This is a genomic window from Ekhidna sp. ABH4_415 (assembly GCF_056161305.1).
Genome location: NZ_JBSWYW010000002.1, coordinates 491,049 through 506,826, shown reverse-complemented (window position 1 = coordinate 506,826; position 15,778 = coordinate 491,049). Strand labels below are relative to the sequence as shown.

Here is a 15,778-nt window from a genome sequence, read left to right as displayed (position 1 = left end):
CAATAATTAGTCTTTAATGTGGGCTGTCCACACAGGGACGTTTGCATGATTTACTACGTCTTCAGCTATACTACCAGCCAGGAAGTGTCCCACTCCCCTTCGCTGATGTGTACCCAGCGCAATCATATCTGCCTCCACATCCTCTGCATAGTAAATAATGCCATCCTCCTCATTCTTGTAGTTGTAAATTTCAGTGGTGCAGTTTTCAATTCCGTATTTCTCTACAAATTCATTCATTTGCTTGAGGTCATGCCGGGTAGAGGTAAAACTTGCCGGCGTATTGATTTTCACAATCTTCAACTGTGCATCCATCATAGCTTGTAGGCTCTTGACTTTCTCAATCAAGAAATCATCGGTGTTTATAAAGTCAGATGCAAAGACAATTTTTTCAATCGGCTCAAGGTCTACCTTCTCACTTACAGAAATAACCGGACATTGTGCCTTGCGTACAATCTTTTCCGTATTCGATCCAACAAAAAACTCATTCAAACCTTCTGCTCCTTCAGTTCCAACAATTAACAAGTCTACATGCTCTTCTGTAATCTGATCAATGATGGTATTGAATGCATTTCCTAGCTGGATTTTTGTGGCGATTTTGTCATCTGCATATTTCGCATTTGAAACCACCTCTGCGAGCTTATCTTGCACACGCTCATACATCTTTTTGATATACAGCTGCTCCATCGGATCATCACTCTGGATTCCCATGGTTTTGAATGAGTCGGCCGTAGGGTGCTCAATGACATTGAGAAGTAGAACATTTCCTTCAGATTTATCTGCTATTTGACATGCGAAATCCAGGGCATGTTCAGCCACTTTTGAAAAATCGTAGGGTACTAATATTTGTTTCATGTGTATCGTCAATTTTTAATACACCCAATTTAATGAAAAATGACATCCATCTTTGTTTTTTGATGAAAATCATAACGTCGGAAAACTTTTGTTAGGCCAGTAAGGAAACAAGCTGCCCGACTGAAAAAAGAATTGCGAACAATAAAGTGGAAATAGCCATTTGCTTAAGGTAGGGATCAAGTTTGGCTGATGGAAGAGTGCTTACGGCTCGAATATTTTTTTGAAACAGAAAGACCACCATCAAAAACAAAAAGCCCCATAAGGTGCTAAACGTTAGATGAACATAAAGAGCACTAAGTAATAAGCCAAGAACCAAAATGACTGAGTGATAACGAACGGCGGCTACCCTTCCTATCCTTACGGGAATGGAGTTTTTTCCTGCTGCCTTATCAGATTCTATATCACGTATGTTGTTGACGTTTAAGACACCCACACTGAAGAGTCCCAAAGATGTTGCCGGTAGAAAAACCAGCCAGTCCAATCGTTGTACTTGTAGATAATAGGTACCGAAAACCAATACAAGACCGAAAAATACAAAGACGAACACATCACCAAATCCGGCATAGCCATAAGGATTCTTTCCTACGGTGTATTTGATCGCTGCAACAATCCCAATTAGTCCGATTGAAAGAAATACGACAGCCTTAATGAAATCATTGGGAAATGCGAGGTATAGTAGCCATGATCCGGAAGCTAGTGATAGTAAGGAGAATACAATCATCGCCTTCTTCATCGCATGCGATGAGATCTGACCGGAACTGACCATCCGTGCTTCTCCTGTGCGCTTTTCATCTACCCCCGAGGTAGCATCTCCATAATCATTCGCGAGGTTGGAGAGGATTTGAAGAAAAATCGCAGTGAGAAGAGTCAAGCCAGCAACGGTGTAATTGAGGGTGGCTGCAATAGTAGCCAAAGAAATGCCAACCAGCCAACCTGAAAAGGCAAGCGGTAATGTTCTCAATCGAAAGGCTTGAATCCAGGATTTCATTTTACATCCTTTCCGGAACGTCGATTCCCAGCAACCGCATACTTTCTTTGATGAGTTTTGCCGTAATTGAAGAAAGGGACACACGGAAAGCCAGCTTATCCTTATTGTCCTCATTGAAAATCGGTACCTCCTGATAGAACCCATTATATTCCTTTGCAAGATCGTATGCGTATTGCGCCATCACTGCTGGTGAATACTCTTTGGCTGCTTCCCGCAAGGATTTAGTGAATTCAGTAATTCGGAAGATCAGATCCACCTCTCTTTTATTGAGCTCTCCAACCTTGTCAACATCAAAATCTGTTTTCACCTCCAGCGATTTAGCTCTTCTCAAAATAGCTGAGATACGGGCATGCGTGTATTGAACAAATGGCCCTGTGTGCCCCTGAAATTCAATCGACTCCTGGGGATTGAAAAGCATCCGTTTTTTGGGATCGACTTTAAGCAAAAAGTACTTTAATGCTCCAAGACCAAGCATACGATAAAGCTCCTGAGCTTCACTTTCATCCATTCCTTCGATCTTACCCAACTCCCTTGTGTGTTTTTCTGCTGTATCGAACATCTCTTGCAGCAAATCATCTGCATCTACTACCGTTCCCTCTCTGGACTTCATTTTTCCTGAGGGTAAATCCACCATGCCGTAAGAAAGATGATACAGCCCATCAGCGTAGGTTCTTCCAAGCTTCTTCATGATGGCGAAAAGCACTTTAAAGTGATAATCCTGTTCGTTTCCAACCACAAATACAGACTTATCAAATGGAAAGTCACGATGCTTCATGTCGCATGTTCCCATGTCCTGCGTCATGTAAACAGCAGTGCCATCGGCTCGCAGCACCAGCTTTTCGTCCATTCCTTCATCAGTCAGATCTACCCATACTGATCCATTCTCCTTTTTAAAGAAGACACCTTTTTGCAGCCCCTCTTCTACCAACTCTTTACCTAGAAGATACGTGTTGGATTCCTTATACATGGTATCGAAATGAATGCCCATGGTTTCGTAGGTTTTATCAAACCCTTCGTAGACCCAGTTATTCATTTTTTCCCAAAGAGCTACTGTCTCTTCATCTCCTTTCTCCCATTTCTGAAGCATCTCCTGTGCTGCCTTGATCGAGGGTGCTTCCTTTTTTGCTTCCTCAGGATCCATCCCCTGATCAACAAGGGTGTTGATTTCCTCCTTATACATCTGATCAAACTTCACATAGTATTTACCAATCAGATGGTCTCCTTTCATCCCTGCACTTTCTGGCGTCTCTCCATTTCCTAGTTTTTGGTAGGCTAGCATCGACTTGCAGATATGAACCCCCCGGTCATTCACAAGGTTTACTTTTTTCACTTCATATCCATTGGCTGCCAGAATCCTGGATGCAGAATCCCCAAGGAAGTTGTTTCTCAAGTGGCCCAGGTGAAGAGGTTTGTTGGTATTAGGTGATGAAAATTCCACCATCACCTTTTGACCATTTGATGGAAGCTTTCCGAAATCGTTATTTGAAGCAATGTCGTGTAAGGTACCTACCCATGAACGATCTGTCAGTTCCAGATTCAGGAATCCTTTTACCACATTGAAACTTTGAATAAAATCCGTATTAGTTTTCAACCATTCACCAATCTGTGCACCGGAATCTTCAGGCTTTCCTCTGGTAATTTTCAAGTATGGAAATACCACAAAGGTGTAGCTCCCCTCAAATTCCTTTCTGGTAGGCTGGAGGATAATCTGATCTACTGATAGATCGTGACTGTATAATTCGCTAAAAGCCTTTGAAATTGATTCTTGTAAGTGCTGTTCCAGCATGTTACCTGGTTCTATTTTAATGGATTAAAAATTTCAGCCATCATGCACCGGGCACTTCCGCCTCCCAGCTTTTCGATGGTGTGAATGTCACTATATACAAGCTTTCCATGTTTCGAAAGCTGAGATTTTTGTTCATCTGATAAAGAGTGAAATGCCGCAGAAGACATTACTACCAGTCTTTGATCATCTTTACCTAAAACCTGAAGCATATTGCCGGCAAATTGTTCCTTTTGCTCCTCGGTAATTTCAATGATTTCTTTGTCTGTTTCCTCAAGCGTCTCCACCAGATTCTCACGCTCTTCCAAATCATCGATACTATCCAAGCATACTACCGCAAACTCCTCTCCAAGGCACATCATCACGTTTGTATGGTAAATTGGAAGCCTTTTACCATTCACAGTTTGCAGCGCGTGAAAAGTAACCGGATCATACCCTGCCTCGTCGCAGAAATCTTCGAGCACCTCAGGCATGGTACGTTCAGAGATTGCAGCATAGGCGATCTTATTTTGTCGGTCAAGCAGCAAACTGCCTGTTCCCTCCAGGTAAGCAGCCTTTTGCTCCCAACCCGTAAAGCTTACTACATCTGATACCTTGAACTTCGCTTTCAAACCTGCCACGATATCTTCTCTTCTCTCTAGTCTTCTGTTTTCAGCGTACATTGGATACAGTCTCAAGACGCCATCCTGATGAAAAGAAATCCAGTTGTTAGGAAATATTGAATCTGGTGTTGAAGGATCTGGAGTATCATCAAAAACAGTGACATCTACCCCTTCAGATCTTAGCTTTTCCACAAACTGATCAAACTGATCTTGCGCCTGCTTTTGTATTTCTTCAGGACTGATTCCCTTCTCGCTTTTCTGGTAATAGTTATTTACTGCTGTTTGCTCATTCATGTGAAAAGCTACCGGCCGAATCATCATAATATAATTTGTAATCTGCTTACTCATATCTTCTTCTTAATGGCATGGTTGAACATCTTAATAGGCCCTCCATTTTGGCTGTTTCCCTGTATTTTACTTCTTCCACCTTTAAGCCCCATTTCCTAAACTGCTCATTCAATCTTGTAAAGCTGCTATCTGAGATGACTACCTCAGGGCTGATGGAAAAGAAATTGGAATTCATTTCATACATTTCATCTCGTGTTATCTCAAACACATTCTCTTTCCCAAAAAATTCAATCAGAAATTGAGCATCCTCGGAATTTTTAAAACCTCCAGGATAAATCACTGCTTTATCTTTCCCTACCGGCTGAAAGCAACAATCCAAATGCAGAGCATTTTCTCTAGGGTCGTCATCCGATTTATTTAGCTCAAACGCTTTGACAGTGAAGTTTGGAAAGGTTTTTTTCAAATACGCTATAGCAGCCTCATTCGTCCGGGACACAGTGTATTTTTCAAAATCCTCTGATTTAGAGTAGCCTACAAAAATATGATCCCTCCAGGGCATGATATCCCCTCCTTCCATTCGTTCATGCTCGTCTGGTAACAAAACATGTTGTACCTCACCAGTGATGTGATCAATCCCATCAGATTCCAGCTTTCGTTCCGGAGTAACACATGGTATTACTAACTTATCATCTATGACAAAGGCGATATCCCTTGCAAAAATTTGATTGAGATCAGGAATGCTTTTAGGCCTGTAAACCTTAACGTTATGTTTCTTTAAAACGCTCGCAACTTCCTCCATTTCATCAATCAAGTCAGCTTCTTTTGGAAAAGTACCGGCACGTATATGTTCCTTCGATTTAGGATCATATGTTTCTTCCAACTTTGGTGTACCCCCCATACTCTCAGCTGTGCCTAAAATGACCGCTTCAAGGGGTGCTGTTTCGTCTAAGATTTTAACGGTGATCATGTTGTTTAAAAATTCACGCAAAATTAATCTTAATAATCAAGGTTAGTATCATCAGGATTAAAGGATTCTGGAAGAGTGCCTTCAGCGATTGATTATTCCAAAATCAAAAGCAAATCCTTTCAAGAATGCTGAATTTAATTGATAATTGCACCGACTTTTCCAGCAAGCCAATGAGAAAATACGCCGACCTGATTGATCAGACCTTTTACTTTCCCACCAAAGAGTTTAAAGTAGAAAAAGATAACCTCTTCTTTCATGGGGTGAATCTGATGGAAATCATCAAGGAGTACAGCACTCCATTAAAACTCAGCTACCTTCCCAAGATTGAGCAGAACATTAAATATGCATATGAAATCTTTAATGATGCCATCAAGAAACATAATTATGAAGGCTCATATACGTATGCTTACTGTACTAAGAGTTCACACTTTCGGTTTGTCGTAGAAGAGGCTTTATCCAATAAGGCACACATCGAAACGTCCTCAGCTTATGATATCCCCATCGTCCGAAGTATGGAAAAGGCCGGAAAGCTGACGAAGGACCATTTTATCATTTGTAATGGTTTTAAAAGGCCACTATATCTACAGGAAGTTGCTTCATTGCTAAACGAAGGTTATACCAATTGTATTCCTGTTCTCGACAACCTGAATGAACTTAATCATTATAAGGAGCATGTAAAAGAGGATTTTAGTTTGGGAATCCGTATTGCCGCGGACGAAGAACCAAATTTTGCTTTTTATACTTCAAGGCTGGGCATTCGATACAGTGATATTTTACCATACTATAAAGAGCAGATTAAAGACTCGAAGGCTAAGCTGAAAATGCTTCATTTCTTCATCAACACAGGCATCAAAGACACGGCGTATTACTGGAGTGAGCTTAGCAGGTTTATCTACAAATACTGCGAACTGAAAAAGATCTGTCCTGAACTGGATACAGTGGATATTGGAGGGGGATTTCCAATTAAAAATTCACTTCACTTTGAGTATGACTATAAGTACATGGCCGAACAAATCATTGAAAACATCCAGTGGATTTGCAAGAAAAACCATGTCCCGGTTCCTAACATCTTCACTGAATTCGGCAGTTTCACAGTAGGTGAAAGTGGAGCGACCATTTACTCAGTGCTTGATCAGAAACTTCAAAACGATAAAGAGCTTTGGTACATGATGGATGGTTCGTTCATTACCCATATGCCGGATGTTTGGGGTCTCAACGAGAAATACATCATGCTGCCAATTAATCACTGGAAGAATCCGTACCACCGGGTTAACCTGGGAGGACTCACCTGTGACAGTCAGGATTATTATGACTCAGAAGCCCACATTGGTGAAGTATTCTTACCTCAGTACGATGAAAATGAAACCCTCTATTTTGGTTTCTTCCATACAGGAGCCTACCAGGAATCACTGGGAGGATATGGAGGTATTCAGCATTGCCTGATCCCTGCTCCAAAACACATCATCATCGACAGAGATGAAAACGGAAACATTCATCACGAGCTTTTTGCACCGGAACAACAGAGCGATGCTATGATGAAAATTTTGGGATATTGATTTTAAATACGCATTTAGCAAATGCGTAAATCAATTACAGTTATTTTTGGATTTCAATCAGTCCGACATCTTACCAAATGTCTAAAAATTTAGTTGTCATACCAACCTTCAATGAGTGCGAAAATATTCGTGACATAATCAATGTGACACGAATTCTCTCTCCACTTTTTGATATTTTGGTGGTGGATGACGGCTCTCCGGATGGGACTGCAAAGATCGTTAAAGAGGAGATGGAAAAAACACCTGATCGTGTGTACCTGATCGAGCGTGAGGGTAAACTTGGTCTGGGCACTGCTTATATCACCGGATTCAAATGGGCTTTGAAACAAGGATATGATTACATCTGTGAAATGGATGCTGACTTCTCTCATGACCCTAATGATTTAGTTAGATTACATGCTGCATGTGTGGATGGAGCTGATGTGGCCATCGGTAGTAGGTACGTTACGGGAGTGAATGTGGTGAACTGGCCAATGGGCCGGGTGCTAATGAGTTATTTTGCCAGCTTCTACGTGCGTATTATCACAGGAATGCCATTTAGAGACAGCACGGCTGGATTTAAGTGTTACAGCAGAAGGGTCTTCGATAAGCTTGACTTAAACAAAATTCATTTCATTGGCTATGCTTTTCAAATTGAAATGAAATTCAATGCCTGGAAGCATGGATTCAAAATCGTAGAAGTTCCCATCATTTTTACCGATCGTACCAAGGGCACATCCAAAATGTCAAAAGGTATCTTTAAAGAAGCCGTTTTTGGTGTACTTCAGATGAAAATTAAGAGCCTGTTCAAAAAATACGAACCGGTTTATTAATCAAACCTGATTGCCTTCACCGGACTTACTCTGGATACAATGGCAACCGGAATTAACAACGTCAACCCAATCAATGTAAGAACCAGAAGGTTCAATCCGATAATAGTGGGAATGTCTATTTCAATAGGCACATGAGACATGTAATAATTGGCTGCATCCAGAGGTATAATATTGAAGTAATATTGAATGAGACCTAAAGAAAGCCCGATTACATTGCCCCAAAAAAGACCCCTCACGAGCAATTGAAGTCCATTAAAGACAAAGACCCTTCTTATTAATTTATTGGGTGCTCCCAAAGACTTGAGCACGCCAATCATCTGCGTCCGCTCCATGATCAGTATCAACAGTATAGAAATAATACTGGTGCCGGAAACAATCAGAATTATGGTGAGCAGGATTACCACATTCCGGTTCAGTAGGTTAAGCCAGTCAAAAATCTGAACATATCGATCGGTGACCTTATCAACATATAAATCAATATCGAGTGAATTGAATAAGTCATTCTCCGCTCTTTCCAATTGATCAGTGTCCGATAGAAACACCTCCACCCCACCAGCCTGCGAATCTGGCCAATTATTAATTCTTCTAACCAAATCCAGATCTCCAAGAATAATTTTTTCATCAAACTCTTCCAGACCGGTCTCATATAGCCCTGTAACCTGCAATCTTCGGAATCTAGGTGGGTTTTGCACAAAATAAATAAGCACCTCATCCCCCACACCAAGCTCTAAATAATTGGATACCCGCTTACTCAATGCTACTTCTGTAGAATACTCGTCTGCCGACAGATCAGGAAACCTCCCTTCCACCATATGCTTGCTAAATCCAAGCGTGTCAAACGACTCATCTACCCCTTTGACAATTACTCCCTGAACCTCCTCGTCCGTCTTGAGTAAAGCCGCCTTCATCGCATAAGGTTGTATGCGTGCAGTTAAAGGGTAGTTCTTTAATTGCTGAACCAATGAATCATCTACAGTAATGGATCCCTCCTCAAATGAAGTGGAAAGCGTGTATTTGCTAATGATAAGGTGACCGCTAAAGCTATATATCTTGTCTTTGATCTCCTTCTTAAAGCCATACAGTACCATGAACGCCAGAATCAATACGGCTAAACCTAAACCAATGCTGACCACAGCGATGCGATTGATGATACTTGAAAAGGAGCCTGCTTCTTCCTTAGAGATTCGCTTCGATATAAAAAATGGGAGATTCATTGCTGCTCTGCAAAATAGGGTTTTCAATCCTGTAAGAACAAGTTAACTTGGTGAATTAATATGCAAAGACTTTATTTCTTACTTGCTTTGATCCTTCTGGGTTGTGCAAACAAAGCCCAGGAACGTACTTCGAAAATTCTTCCGGGAGCCTATCAGACAGAAGAGTACCTCCCGCTGCTAGAAGATAAAAAAGTAGGACTAACCGTCAATCACAGTTCACTTATTGGAAGCACTCATCTGACGGATTCACTACTCAAACATGGAATACAGATAACTAAAGTGTTCACTCCGGAGCATGGTTTCACTGGGACTATTAGCGATGGAGTCCTGGTAGAGTATGACAGCACAGAGTCCTCATTCGAACTCATTTCACTTTATGGAAAAAATAAAAAGCCTACAGATCAACAGCTAACTGGCCTGGATATTATGGTTTTTGACATTCAGGATGTAGGTGCCCGGTTTTATACATACATCAGTACCATGCACTACGTGATGGAAGCTTGTGCCGAAAACAATATTCCATTCATCGTTCTGGATCGGCCAAATCCAAATGGAAGCTATGTCGATGGTCCTGTTTTAGATACTGCATTACAGTCATTTGTTGGGATGCATCCTATCCCTATTGTGCATGGAATGACCGTAGGTGAGCTGACACAAATGATCAATGAGGGGGGCTGGCTAAAAGGTCAGGCGAAAGTTGATCTAAGGGTGGTGAAAATGAAAAATTGGAATCACCGCATGAGGTATTCATTGCCAGTAAACCCCTCTCCTAATCTTCCTAATGATTTGAGCATTGCACTATACCCAAGCCTTTGCCTGTTTGAAGGCACCATCATGTCAGTTGGTCGGGGAACGGACTATGCCTTTCAGCAGATTGGTCATCCTGATTACCCAGATACCACCTATTCCTTCACGCCAAAATCAAGAAAAGGAGCAAAATGGCCTCCGTATGAGGATCAGCTTTGTTATGGTAAATCCTGGATAGATCAAGAACCAAAATATGAATTTACACTCCAGCCACTTATCGATGCTTACCAAGTAATGAATCGTGAGGATTTCTTTAATAATTATTTTAAGCGCCTAGCTGGAACTAATTCACTCCAAAAACAAATAGAAGAAGGACAAACCGAAGAAGAGATTCGGGCTTCATGGGAACCGGAATTATCAAATTTTAAAAAGAAGAGAGAACAGTATTTACTGTACGAGTAATTAATGGATTATCAAGGCATACTAAACGTAATTGAAGATCAGCTGGCAGGCGAAAAGTTATATGGAGAGGTAGCTACCTACATTCCAGAACTGGCCAAGGTAAAACCTGAAAAACTGGGCATGCACCTTACCAGTGTGATCGGCGAAGAATTTCATTTTGGTGATTCTGAGGAACGATTCTCCATTCAAAGTATCACCAAGGTCCTATCACTTGCTTTGGCTTTGCTAAAGGAGAAAGATGATGTGATATGGGAGCGAGTGGATGTTGAACCATCCGGCGATCCGTTCAACTCTCTGGTACAGCTAGAGTACGAAAATGGCATTCCAAGAAATCCGTTGATCAATTCAGGGGCTTTGGTCATTTGTGATATTCTGGTCACTCATCTTCAGGATCCAAAAAAAGAATACCTTGATTTTGTCAGACATATTGCCGGAAAAAGTACCATCGACTACAACGAAAAGGTGGCTGCTTCTGAAAAAGAACAGGGCTTCAATAATCGTGCAATGATTAACCTGATGAAGGGATATGAAAACATCCACAATGATGTAGAAGAAGTGCTCGACTTTTACTTCGATACTTGTTCCTTGAGTATGTCATGCAGAGAGCTGGCACAAACGTTTTTAATGTTTGCTAATCAGGGTAAACTGCTGAAAGAAGATGAAAAGGTACTGAGTGAGGTCCACACCAAACGTATCAATGCCATCATGCAGACCTGTGGGTTTTATGATGAGGCAGGTGAGTTTTCTTTCCGTGTTGGTTTGCCTGGCAAAAGTGGCGTAGGCGGTGGAATAGTAGCCGTCTACCCCAACATGTACAGCGTGGCGGTCTGGAGTCCTAAACTCAATGAAAAAGGGAACAGTACGGCAGGGATGCGTGCGTTGGAATTGCTTACCGAGATAACAGGCTCATCTATTTTTTGAGCAGATTTAAGTAACTTCATAGCAAACTAAGCACTTACAATCATGCGAGCAAACTGGTTTGAACTTCCCGTCAATGATATGAACCGTGCAAAGAAATTCTACGCTTCCATTTTTAATATTGACATGGGCGATGATTTTGCCATGGGCACATCCGTCATGTCATTCTTCCCATTTGAAACCGATCAGGATGGAGCTACCGGTACGTTGATAAAGCAAGAAACGTATGTACCATCACATGAGGGTGCATTGGTTTATTTCTCTGTGCAGGAGATCAATGATGTCCTTCCAAAAATCGAATCCAATGGAGGTAAGATCATCAATGAAAAGATGAGCATTGGTGAGCATGGTTTTGTTGCTCACTTCGAAGATTCTGAAGGAAATCGCGTAGCGCTACATCAGTCCGTTTCTTAATTCGATTGAGAAAGATGTCCTTATTAATTGCATTTCATCGATCAAACGATGGACATCATCTACAACTTTAAATTTCTTCCAACAAGAATCAAACTACCTCGTTATATTAGGTGTCTAATAAAGACAACACAACCAGCTCATTTTTTATAAACTGTTAAATAACATTATCATATATGAGCACCATACAATCCAATTTTGTCGGCATGACCATTATGCAGCGTTTAAAAGTTACCGGTCAGTATGCGGCCTTCAAGCGTGCGCTTAAAAAGAACAAGGCGTCTGCTATTAAGATGCTGGAAGCATTGAATTTGGATCAGAGATCCATTGAAAACTTCCTGAAATCCAAAAGTTGAAGCACTGGCTGGGCTATTCGCCCATCTTTGCCAATTCCTCCTCAGTGAAATCAGTAGGTTCGCCCAGGTGTCTGAACCTCTCTATTTCATCTTTGAATTCTTCCAGACGTATACCTACACGCTTATAAGCTGGCCCACCCAATGGCAGATGAACAGGAGGTTCATCTAATGTCGTCACTTCAAACATCGCTTTTGCGGCACGTTCTGGGTCACCGATCTGGTTGCCACTCACTTCGCGAATGCTTTCCATGTTTTTGGTAGCGGTCTCATTGTACTCATCTATCGTTGCTTCATTGTATGTTGCTGATCTTCCGGCCCAATCTGTTCGGAAAGGTCCGGGCTCAATGTTGGTCACCTTAATACCAATATGCTTTGTCTCTGCCGCAAGAGCTTCACCTATTCCCTCTAAAGCAAACTTGCTTCCATTGTAAATACCAACGCCCGGAAATCCATTCAGTCCAGCGATAGAAGTAATGTTTAGAATATTTCCGCTCCGTTGCTTTCTCATGAATGGCAAGGCGAGCTTCATCATACGTATGCAACCAAAGACATTCACATCAAACTGACGTTGAATTTCCTCCTCAGATGTCTCTTCGATTGGGCCGAGCGTACCATAACCTGCATTATTCACCAACACATCCAGTCTGGCATATTCTTTTTCAATGATTTGGGCGGTTTGGTCAATCGTTTCCTGCTTTTGTACATCCAGAATCACTCCTTTTACCAGATCAGGATTGATAGCTTCTAACTCTGCAATTTGTTCTTCCTTCCTTACAGTACCTATCGCTATTTCGCCTTTCTCAGCTACTATTTTAACCAGCTCTCTACCAAATCCTGTTGAACACCCCGTGATTAACCAAACTCGTTTACTCATAAATTTTTCAGTTTCAATCGAGAACGCACTCATAATGCAAATTGTTCGGTTGCAACTTTAATATTCAGGATTTATCTCCAATGTCACCTAAACTTTTTAACTTCATCCAGTCATTTTTCAAATAACCACGTCATGAAGAAACTAACCTACCTATTATCACTTGCTATTTCATGCACTGTTTTCGCACAGGCACCTATTACAACAATACCTTTTGAACTGTTTGGTGACCATATCATCATTCAGGTGAGTGTAGACGACTCTGAACCTCTCGACTTCATTTTTGATACTGGATCAGGATATACGGTGATCGATACTGATGTGGAAAAAGAACTGGGTCTGGAAGGAAAAAACATTGAAATGAATCAAGCATCATCTGCTTGGCATCTAATTAAACATAACACCATTGCCATTAATCATTTTTTAATGGAAAAAAATACAAAGGTCTATGCGACTGATCTTGATCATCTTGAAATTAGCCTGGGCATGGATTTAGATGGTATCATCGGATACGATCTTTTACGTCATCATTCTGTATACATCAACTTTGATACAAAAACGATGAATATTTATGACCACAGTAACTCTCCAAAACGAGGAGATGCTATCCCATTCTCATTGCATGTATCTATTCCGGTGATTAAAGGAACGGTTGTTTTAAACAATGGGGAGCCTCATGAAGGTACTTTCTTCGTCATGACTGGTGCCGGCACTACGTTGGATTTTAACTCTCCTTACGCGGAAGAATGGGACGTAATCCATAAAACAGGAAAGCATTATTCGTATCTGGTAAAAGGGCTTTCAGATGAAGAAACACCACACTATGAAGGCCATGTGCAATCATTCAGTTTTGGCAACCAGACAATTGAAGACCTACCCATTGGAATAAGCACTGCTACCTCAGGGATTCAAGCGGATAAGAAGGTAGCAGGGATCATTGGTTCACAAATATTGAGAATGTATAACATGACCATAGATTATGGCACAAAGATGTTGTATCTGGAAAAGGACCACACCTATGATGCAAATTTCAAGGTAAACTGCAGCGGCATTGACGTACAACTTTCTAAGGATAAAGAGCGGATACTGATCCACCAGGTTTTCGACGACAGTCCTGCATCAGAGGCTGGAATCAACGTGAACGATGAATTGGTAAAAATCAACGGAAAATCTATGCTGGAGGTAAACCTGGCTGAGGTAAAAAAGATGCTGAAGCAGGAAGGCGAAACGGTTGAGCTGGTAGTAAATCAGGGTGGAAAAGAAAAAACTGTCTCATTGAAACTACGATCATTGATTGATTAATCCTCAGGTTTGATTTCTTTGCACCTATGAGCAAAGAACTTCGAATCATTTTTCTGGGGACTCCCGATTTTGCAGCTGCCAGCTTGAAAAAGCTTGTTGAAAATCATGTGAACATCGTAGCGGTTATCACTGCACCTGACAAACCAAAGGGCCGTGGGAAGAAGCTGGGTATTTCTGCAGTGAAAGAATATGCTTTGGAAGCCGACCTTCCCGTATTACAACCTACCAACCTTAAGTCTCCAGAATTTCTCGAAGAGCTCAAAAGTTATGAGGCAGACCTTCAAATAGTGGTGGCATTCCGAATGCTTCCTGTAGCAGTTTGGGATATGCCTCCTTTGGGCACTTTCAACCTGCATGCTTCCCTCCTGCCTCAGTACAGAGGAGCCGCACCTATCAACTGGGCAATTATTAATGGCGAAAAAGAAACAGGTATCTCAACGTTTTTCCTAAAGCATGAAATTGATACCGGAGAAATCATCTTTCAGGAAAAGGAACCCATACATGAAGAGGATAATGTGGGGAGCCTGTACCAGCGACTGATGAATAAAGGTGCTGATTTGGTTTTAAAGACAGTGAAAGCTGTGGAAGCTGGAGACTATCCAAAAATCCCACAACATATCGATCAGGAAATCAAGCACGCACCCAAGATTTTTAAAGAAGACTGTAAGATCGATTGGCAACAAAAGTCTGAAGACATCAGAAATTTCATTAGAGGGTTATCACCCTATCCTGCTGCCTGGACGAAATTGCATGGTAAAACACTCAAGGTCTTTGGAGTTGAACCTGCTAGTGAGGGCACAAATAAGCCGATTGGGGAGTTTTACTCTGATGGAAAAAGTCACATCCGGGTGAATACCAAGGATGGCACATTAGAAGTTTTAGACCTCCAGTTGGAGGGTAAAAAAAGGATGAAAGTGCAAGACTTTCTTAGGGGCTATTCGTTTTATGATTAGTCTTTGGAGAATAGTTGAATTGGAAGACTTAGTGGTCCTACAATGATTGATAATGGTACCCAGCGAAACCAGTCTTCTTTTCTGTAAGTTGAAATAATAATATTAAGAATAATAGTTACAGCGAACAAAGTGAAAATAATTTCCATTGTTGTTTTTTCTCAATGTTACGTTCTAATAAGATAAAAGTTTGATAATGATCATTTCAATGATAGCTGCAATGGGCAGCAACCGGGTAATAGGAAAAGACAATGACATTCCGTGGCATCTGCCGGATGACTTCAAGTATTTTAAAAATATTACCAAGGGTCATCACGTCATCATGGGGAGAAAAAATTGGGAGTCTTTGCCCCATTCTTTCCAGCCATTGCCAGGTCGTCCCAACATAGTCATTACCCGTCAGGAGGATTATCCTCTAGAGGAGGCAGCAGTAGTAAACTCCTTGGAAGAAGCACTGGAAGTAGCCAAAGAAAACGGAGAGCGAGAGGCCTTCATAATCGGCGGAGGTGAGATTTACCGAATGGGGCTAAAGTATGCCGATAAAATCTACCTTACCGAAATTGATGGAGAGTTTGATGGACAAGTGACCTTCCCCGAATTTGATAAGAATATATGGAAAGAGGTGTCAAGAGAGCATCACCCGTCAGACGAAAAACATAAGTTTTCTTTTGATTTCGTTGTATATTCAAAGAAATAATC

Annotated in this window: 16 protein-coding genes; 9 read left to right on the top strand and 7 right to left on the bottom strand. The window is 41.3% G+C overall.

Annotated elements, in window-relative coordinates:
* Positions 1-6 precede the first annotated feature (6 nt).
* The 5 genes from ACXAH9_RS05235 to ACXAH9_RS05215 all read right to left on the bottom strand — a co-directional run bounded on the left by ACXAH9_RS05235 (position 7) and on the right by ACXAH9_RS05215 (position 5,480).
* Positions 7-852, bottom strand: a complete 846-nt coding sequence (locus ACXAH9_RS05235; RefSeq protein WP_474893807.1) for a universal stress protein — start codon at positions 850-852, stop codon at positions 7-9.
* A gap of 91 nt (positions 853-943) precedes the next feature.
* Positions 944-1,840 (bottom strand): 1,4-dihydroxy-2-naphthoate octaprenyltransferase, encoded by an 897-nt coding sequence (gene menA / locus ACXAH9_RS05230; RefSeq protein WP_474893806.1) that lies wholly within the window; start codon positions 1,838-1,840, stop codon positions 944-946.
* A gap of 1 nt (position 1,841) precedes the next feature.
* Positions 1,842-3,626, bottom strand: a complete 1,785-nt coding sequence (argS, locus tag ACXAH9_RS05225; RefSeq protein ID WP_474893805.1) for an arginine--tRNA ligase — start codon at positions 3,624-3,626, stop codon at positions 1,842-1,844.
* 11 nt (positions 3,627-3,637) lie between these two features.
* A complete protein-coding gene (gene ctlX, locus ACXAH9_RS05220; RefSeq protein WP_474893804.1) occupies positions 3,638-4,573 on the bottom strand; it encodes a citrulline utilization hydrolase CtlX in 936 nt (311 codons plus the stop codon).
* A complete protein-coding gene (locus ACXAH9_RS05215) occupies positions 4,566-5,480 on the bottom strand; it encodes a dimethylarginine dimethylaminohydrolase family protein (protein ID WP_474893803.1) in 915 nt (304 codons plus the stop codon). Before ACXAH9_RS05215 ends, ctlX begins: the two co-directional genes overlap by 8 nt.
* Positions 5,481-5,650: 170 nt before the next feature.
* Here ACXAH9_RS05215 and ACXAH9_RS05210 point away from each other — a divergent pair, with 170 nt between their 5' ends.
* Both ACXAH9_RS05210 and ACXAH9_RS05205 read left to right on the top strand, forming a co-directional pair.
* On the top strand, positions 5,651-7,036 hold the full coding sequence (locus tag ACXAH9_RS05210; RefSeq protein WP_474893816.1) for a type III PLP-dependent enzyme domain-containing protein: 1,386 nt from the start codon (positions 5,651-5,653) through the stop codon (positions 7,034-7,036).
* Positions 7,037-7,113: 77 nt separating this feature from the next.
* The gene (locus ACXAH9_RS05205) at positions 7,114-7,848 is read left to right on the top strand and encodes a polyprenol monophosphomannose synthase (protein WP_474893802.1); all 735 of its coding nucleotides are present in this window, start codon (positions 7,114-7,116) and stop codon (positions 7,846-7,848) included.
* Here ACXAH9_RS05205 and ACXAH9_RS05200 read toward each other — a convergent pair.
* Positions 7,845-9,062 (bottom strand): ABC transporter permease, encoded by a 1,218-nt coding sequence (locus tag ACXAH9_RS05200; protein WP_474893801.1) that lies wholly within the window; start codon positions 9,060-9,062, stop codon positions 7,845-7,847. The genes ACXAH9_RS05205 and ACXAH9_RS05200 overlap by 4 nt on opposite strands.
* 60 nt (positions 9,063-9,122) lie before the next feature.
* Here ACXAH9_RS05200 and ACXAH9_RS05195 point away from each other — a divergent pair, with 60 nt between their 5' ends.
* The 4 genes from ACXAH9_RS05195 to ACXAH9_RS05180 all read left to right on the top strand — a co-directional run bounded on the left by ACXAH9_RS05195 (position 9,123) and on the right by ACXAH9_RS05180 (position 11,956).
* Positions 9,123-10,271 (top strand): exo-beta-N-acetylmuramidase NamZ family protein, encoded by a 1,149-nt coding sequence (locus ACXAH9_RS05195; protein WP_474893800.1) that lies wholly within the window; start codon positions 9,123-9,125, stop codon positions 10,269-10,271.
* A 3-nt stretch (positions 10,272-10,274) separates the two neighbouring features.
* Positions 10,275-11,192 (top strand): glutaminase, encoded by a 918-nt coding sequence (locus ACXAH9_RS05190; RefSeq protein ID WP_474893799.1) that lies wholly within the window; start codon positions 10,275-10,277, stop codon positions 11,190-11,192.
* A 42-nt stretch (positions 11,193-11,234) separates the two neighbouring features.
* Positions 11,235-11,603, top strand: a complete 369-nt coding sequence (locus tag ACXAH9_RS05185; protein ID WP_474893798.1) for a VOC family protein — start codon at positions 11,235-11,237, stop codon at positions 11,601-11,603.
* A 173-nt stretch (positions 11,604-11,776) separates the two neighbouring features.
* Positions 11,777-11,956, top strand: coding sequence for a hypothetical protein (locus tag ACXAH9_RS05180; RefSeq protein ID WP_474893797.1), 180 nt, complete (start codon positions 11,777-11,779; stop codon positions 11,954-11,956).
* Between the two features lie 13 nt (positions 11,957-11,969).
* On the opposite strand, the gene ACXAH9_RS05175 is transcribed toward ACXAH9_RS05180, so the two are convergent.
* On the bottom strand, positions 11,970-12,830 hold the full coding sequence (locus ACXAH9_RS05175; protein WP_474893796.1) for an oxidoreductase: 861 nt from the start codon (positions 12,828-12,830) through the stop codon (positions 11,970-11,972).
* A 132-nt stretch (positions 12,831-12,962) separates the two neighbouring features.
* Here ACXAH9_RS05175 and ACXAH9_RS05170 point away from each other — a divergent pair, with 132 nt between their 5' ends.
* From ACXAH9_RS05170 to ACXAH9_RS05160, 3 genes are all read left to right on the top strand, one after another.
* Positions 12,963-14,129 carry an aspartyl protease family protein gene (locus tag ACXAH9_RS05170; protein ID WP_474893795.1) on the top strand — a complete coding sequence of 389 codons (1,167 nt, stop codon included), beginning with the start codon at positions 12,963-12,965 and terminating at the stop codon, positions 14,127-14,129.
* Positions 14,130-14,155: 26 nt separating this feature from the next.
* Positions 14,156-15,082 (top strand): methionyl-tRNA formyltransferase, encoded by a 927-nt coding sequence (fmt, locus tag ACXAH9_RS05165; RefSeq protein WP_474893794.1) that lies wholly within the window; start codon positions 14,156-14,158, stop codon positions 15,080-15,082.
* Positions 15,083-15,275: 193 nt separating this feature from the next.
* Positions 15,276-15,776 (top strand): dihydrofolate reductase, encoded by a 501-nt coding sequence (locus ACXAH9_RS05160; protein ID WP_474893793.1) that lies wholly within the window; start codon positions 15,276-15,278, stop codon positions 15,774-15,776.
* The last annotated feature ends 2 nt before the right edge of the window (positions 15,777-15,778 follow it).

Bases quoted from the DNA above. Each gene is read 5' to 3' on its own strand.
- ACXAH9_RS05235 (WP_474893807.1), bottom strand. From the start codon at position 852: ATGAAACAAATATTAGTACCCTACGATTTTTCAAAAGTGGCTGAACAT.
- menA (WP_474893806.1), bottom strand. From the start codon at position 1,840: ATGAAATCCTGGATTCAAGCCTTTCGATTGAGAACATTACCGCTTGCC.
- argS (WP_474893805.1), bottom strand. From the start codon at position 3,626: ATGCTGGAACAGCACTTACAAGAATCAATTTCAAAGGCTTTTAGCGAA.
- ctlX (WP_474893804.1), bottom strand. From the start codon at position 4,573: ATGAGTAAGCAGATTACAAATTATATTATGATGATTCGGCCGGTAGCT.
- ACXAH9_RS05215 (WP_474893803.1), bottom strand. From the start codon at position 5,480: ATGATCACCGTTAAAATCTTAGACGAAACAGCACCCCTTGAAGCGGTC.
- ACXAH9_RS05210 (WP_474893816.1), top strand. From the start codon at position 5,651: ATGAGAAAATACGCCGACCTGATTGATCAGACCTTTTACTTTCCCACC.
- ACXAH9_RS05205 (WP_474893802.1), top strand. From the start codon at position 7,114: ATGTCTAAAAATTTAGTTGTCATACCAACCTTCAATGAGTGCGAAAAT.
- ACXAH9_RS05200 (WP_474893801.1), bottom strand. From the start codon at position 9,062: ATGAATCTCCCATTTTTTATATCGAAGCGAATCTCTAAGGAAGAAGCA.
- ACXAH9_RS05195 (WP_474893800.1), top strand. From the start codon at position 9,123: ATGCAAAGACTTTATTTCTTACTTGCTTTGATCCTTCTGGGTTGTGCA.
- ACXAH9_RS05190 (WP_474893799.1), top strand. From the start codon at position 10,275: ATGGATTATCAAGGCATACTAAACGTAATTGAAGATCAGCTGGCAGGC.
- ACXAH9_RS05185 (WP_474893798.1), top strand. From the start codon at position 11,235: ATGCGAGCAAACTGGTTTGAACTTCCCGTCAATGATATGAACCGTGCA.
- ACXAH9_RS05180 (WP_474893797.1), top strand. From the start codon at position 11,777: ATGAGCACCATACAATCCAATTTTGTCGGCATGACCATTATGCAGCGT.
- ACXAH9_RS05175 (WP_474893796.1), bottom strand. From the start codon at position 12,830: ATGAGTAAACGAGTTTGGTTAATCACGGGGTGTTCAACAGGATTTGGT.
- ACXAH9_RS05170 (WP_474893795.1), top strand. From the start codon at position 12,963: ATGAAGAAACTAACCTACCTATTATCACTTGCTATTTCATGCACTGTT.
- fmt (WP_474893794.1), top strand. From the start codon at position 14,156: ATGAGCAAAGAACTTCGAATCATTTTTCTGGGGACTCCCGATTTTGCA.
- ACXAH9_RS05160 (WP_474893793.1), top strand. From the start codon at position 15,276: ATGATCATTTCAATGATAGCTGCAATGGGCAGCAACCGGGTAATAGGA.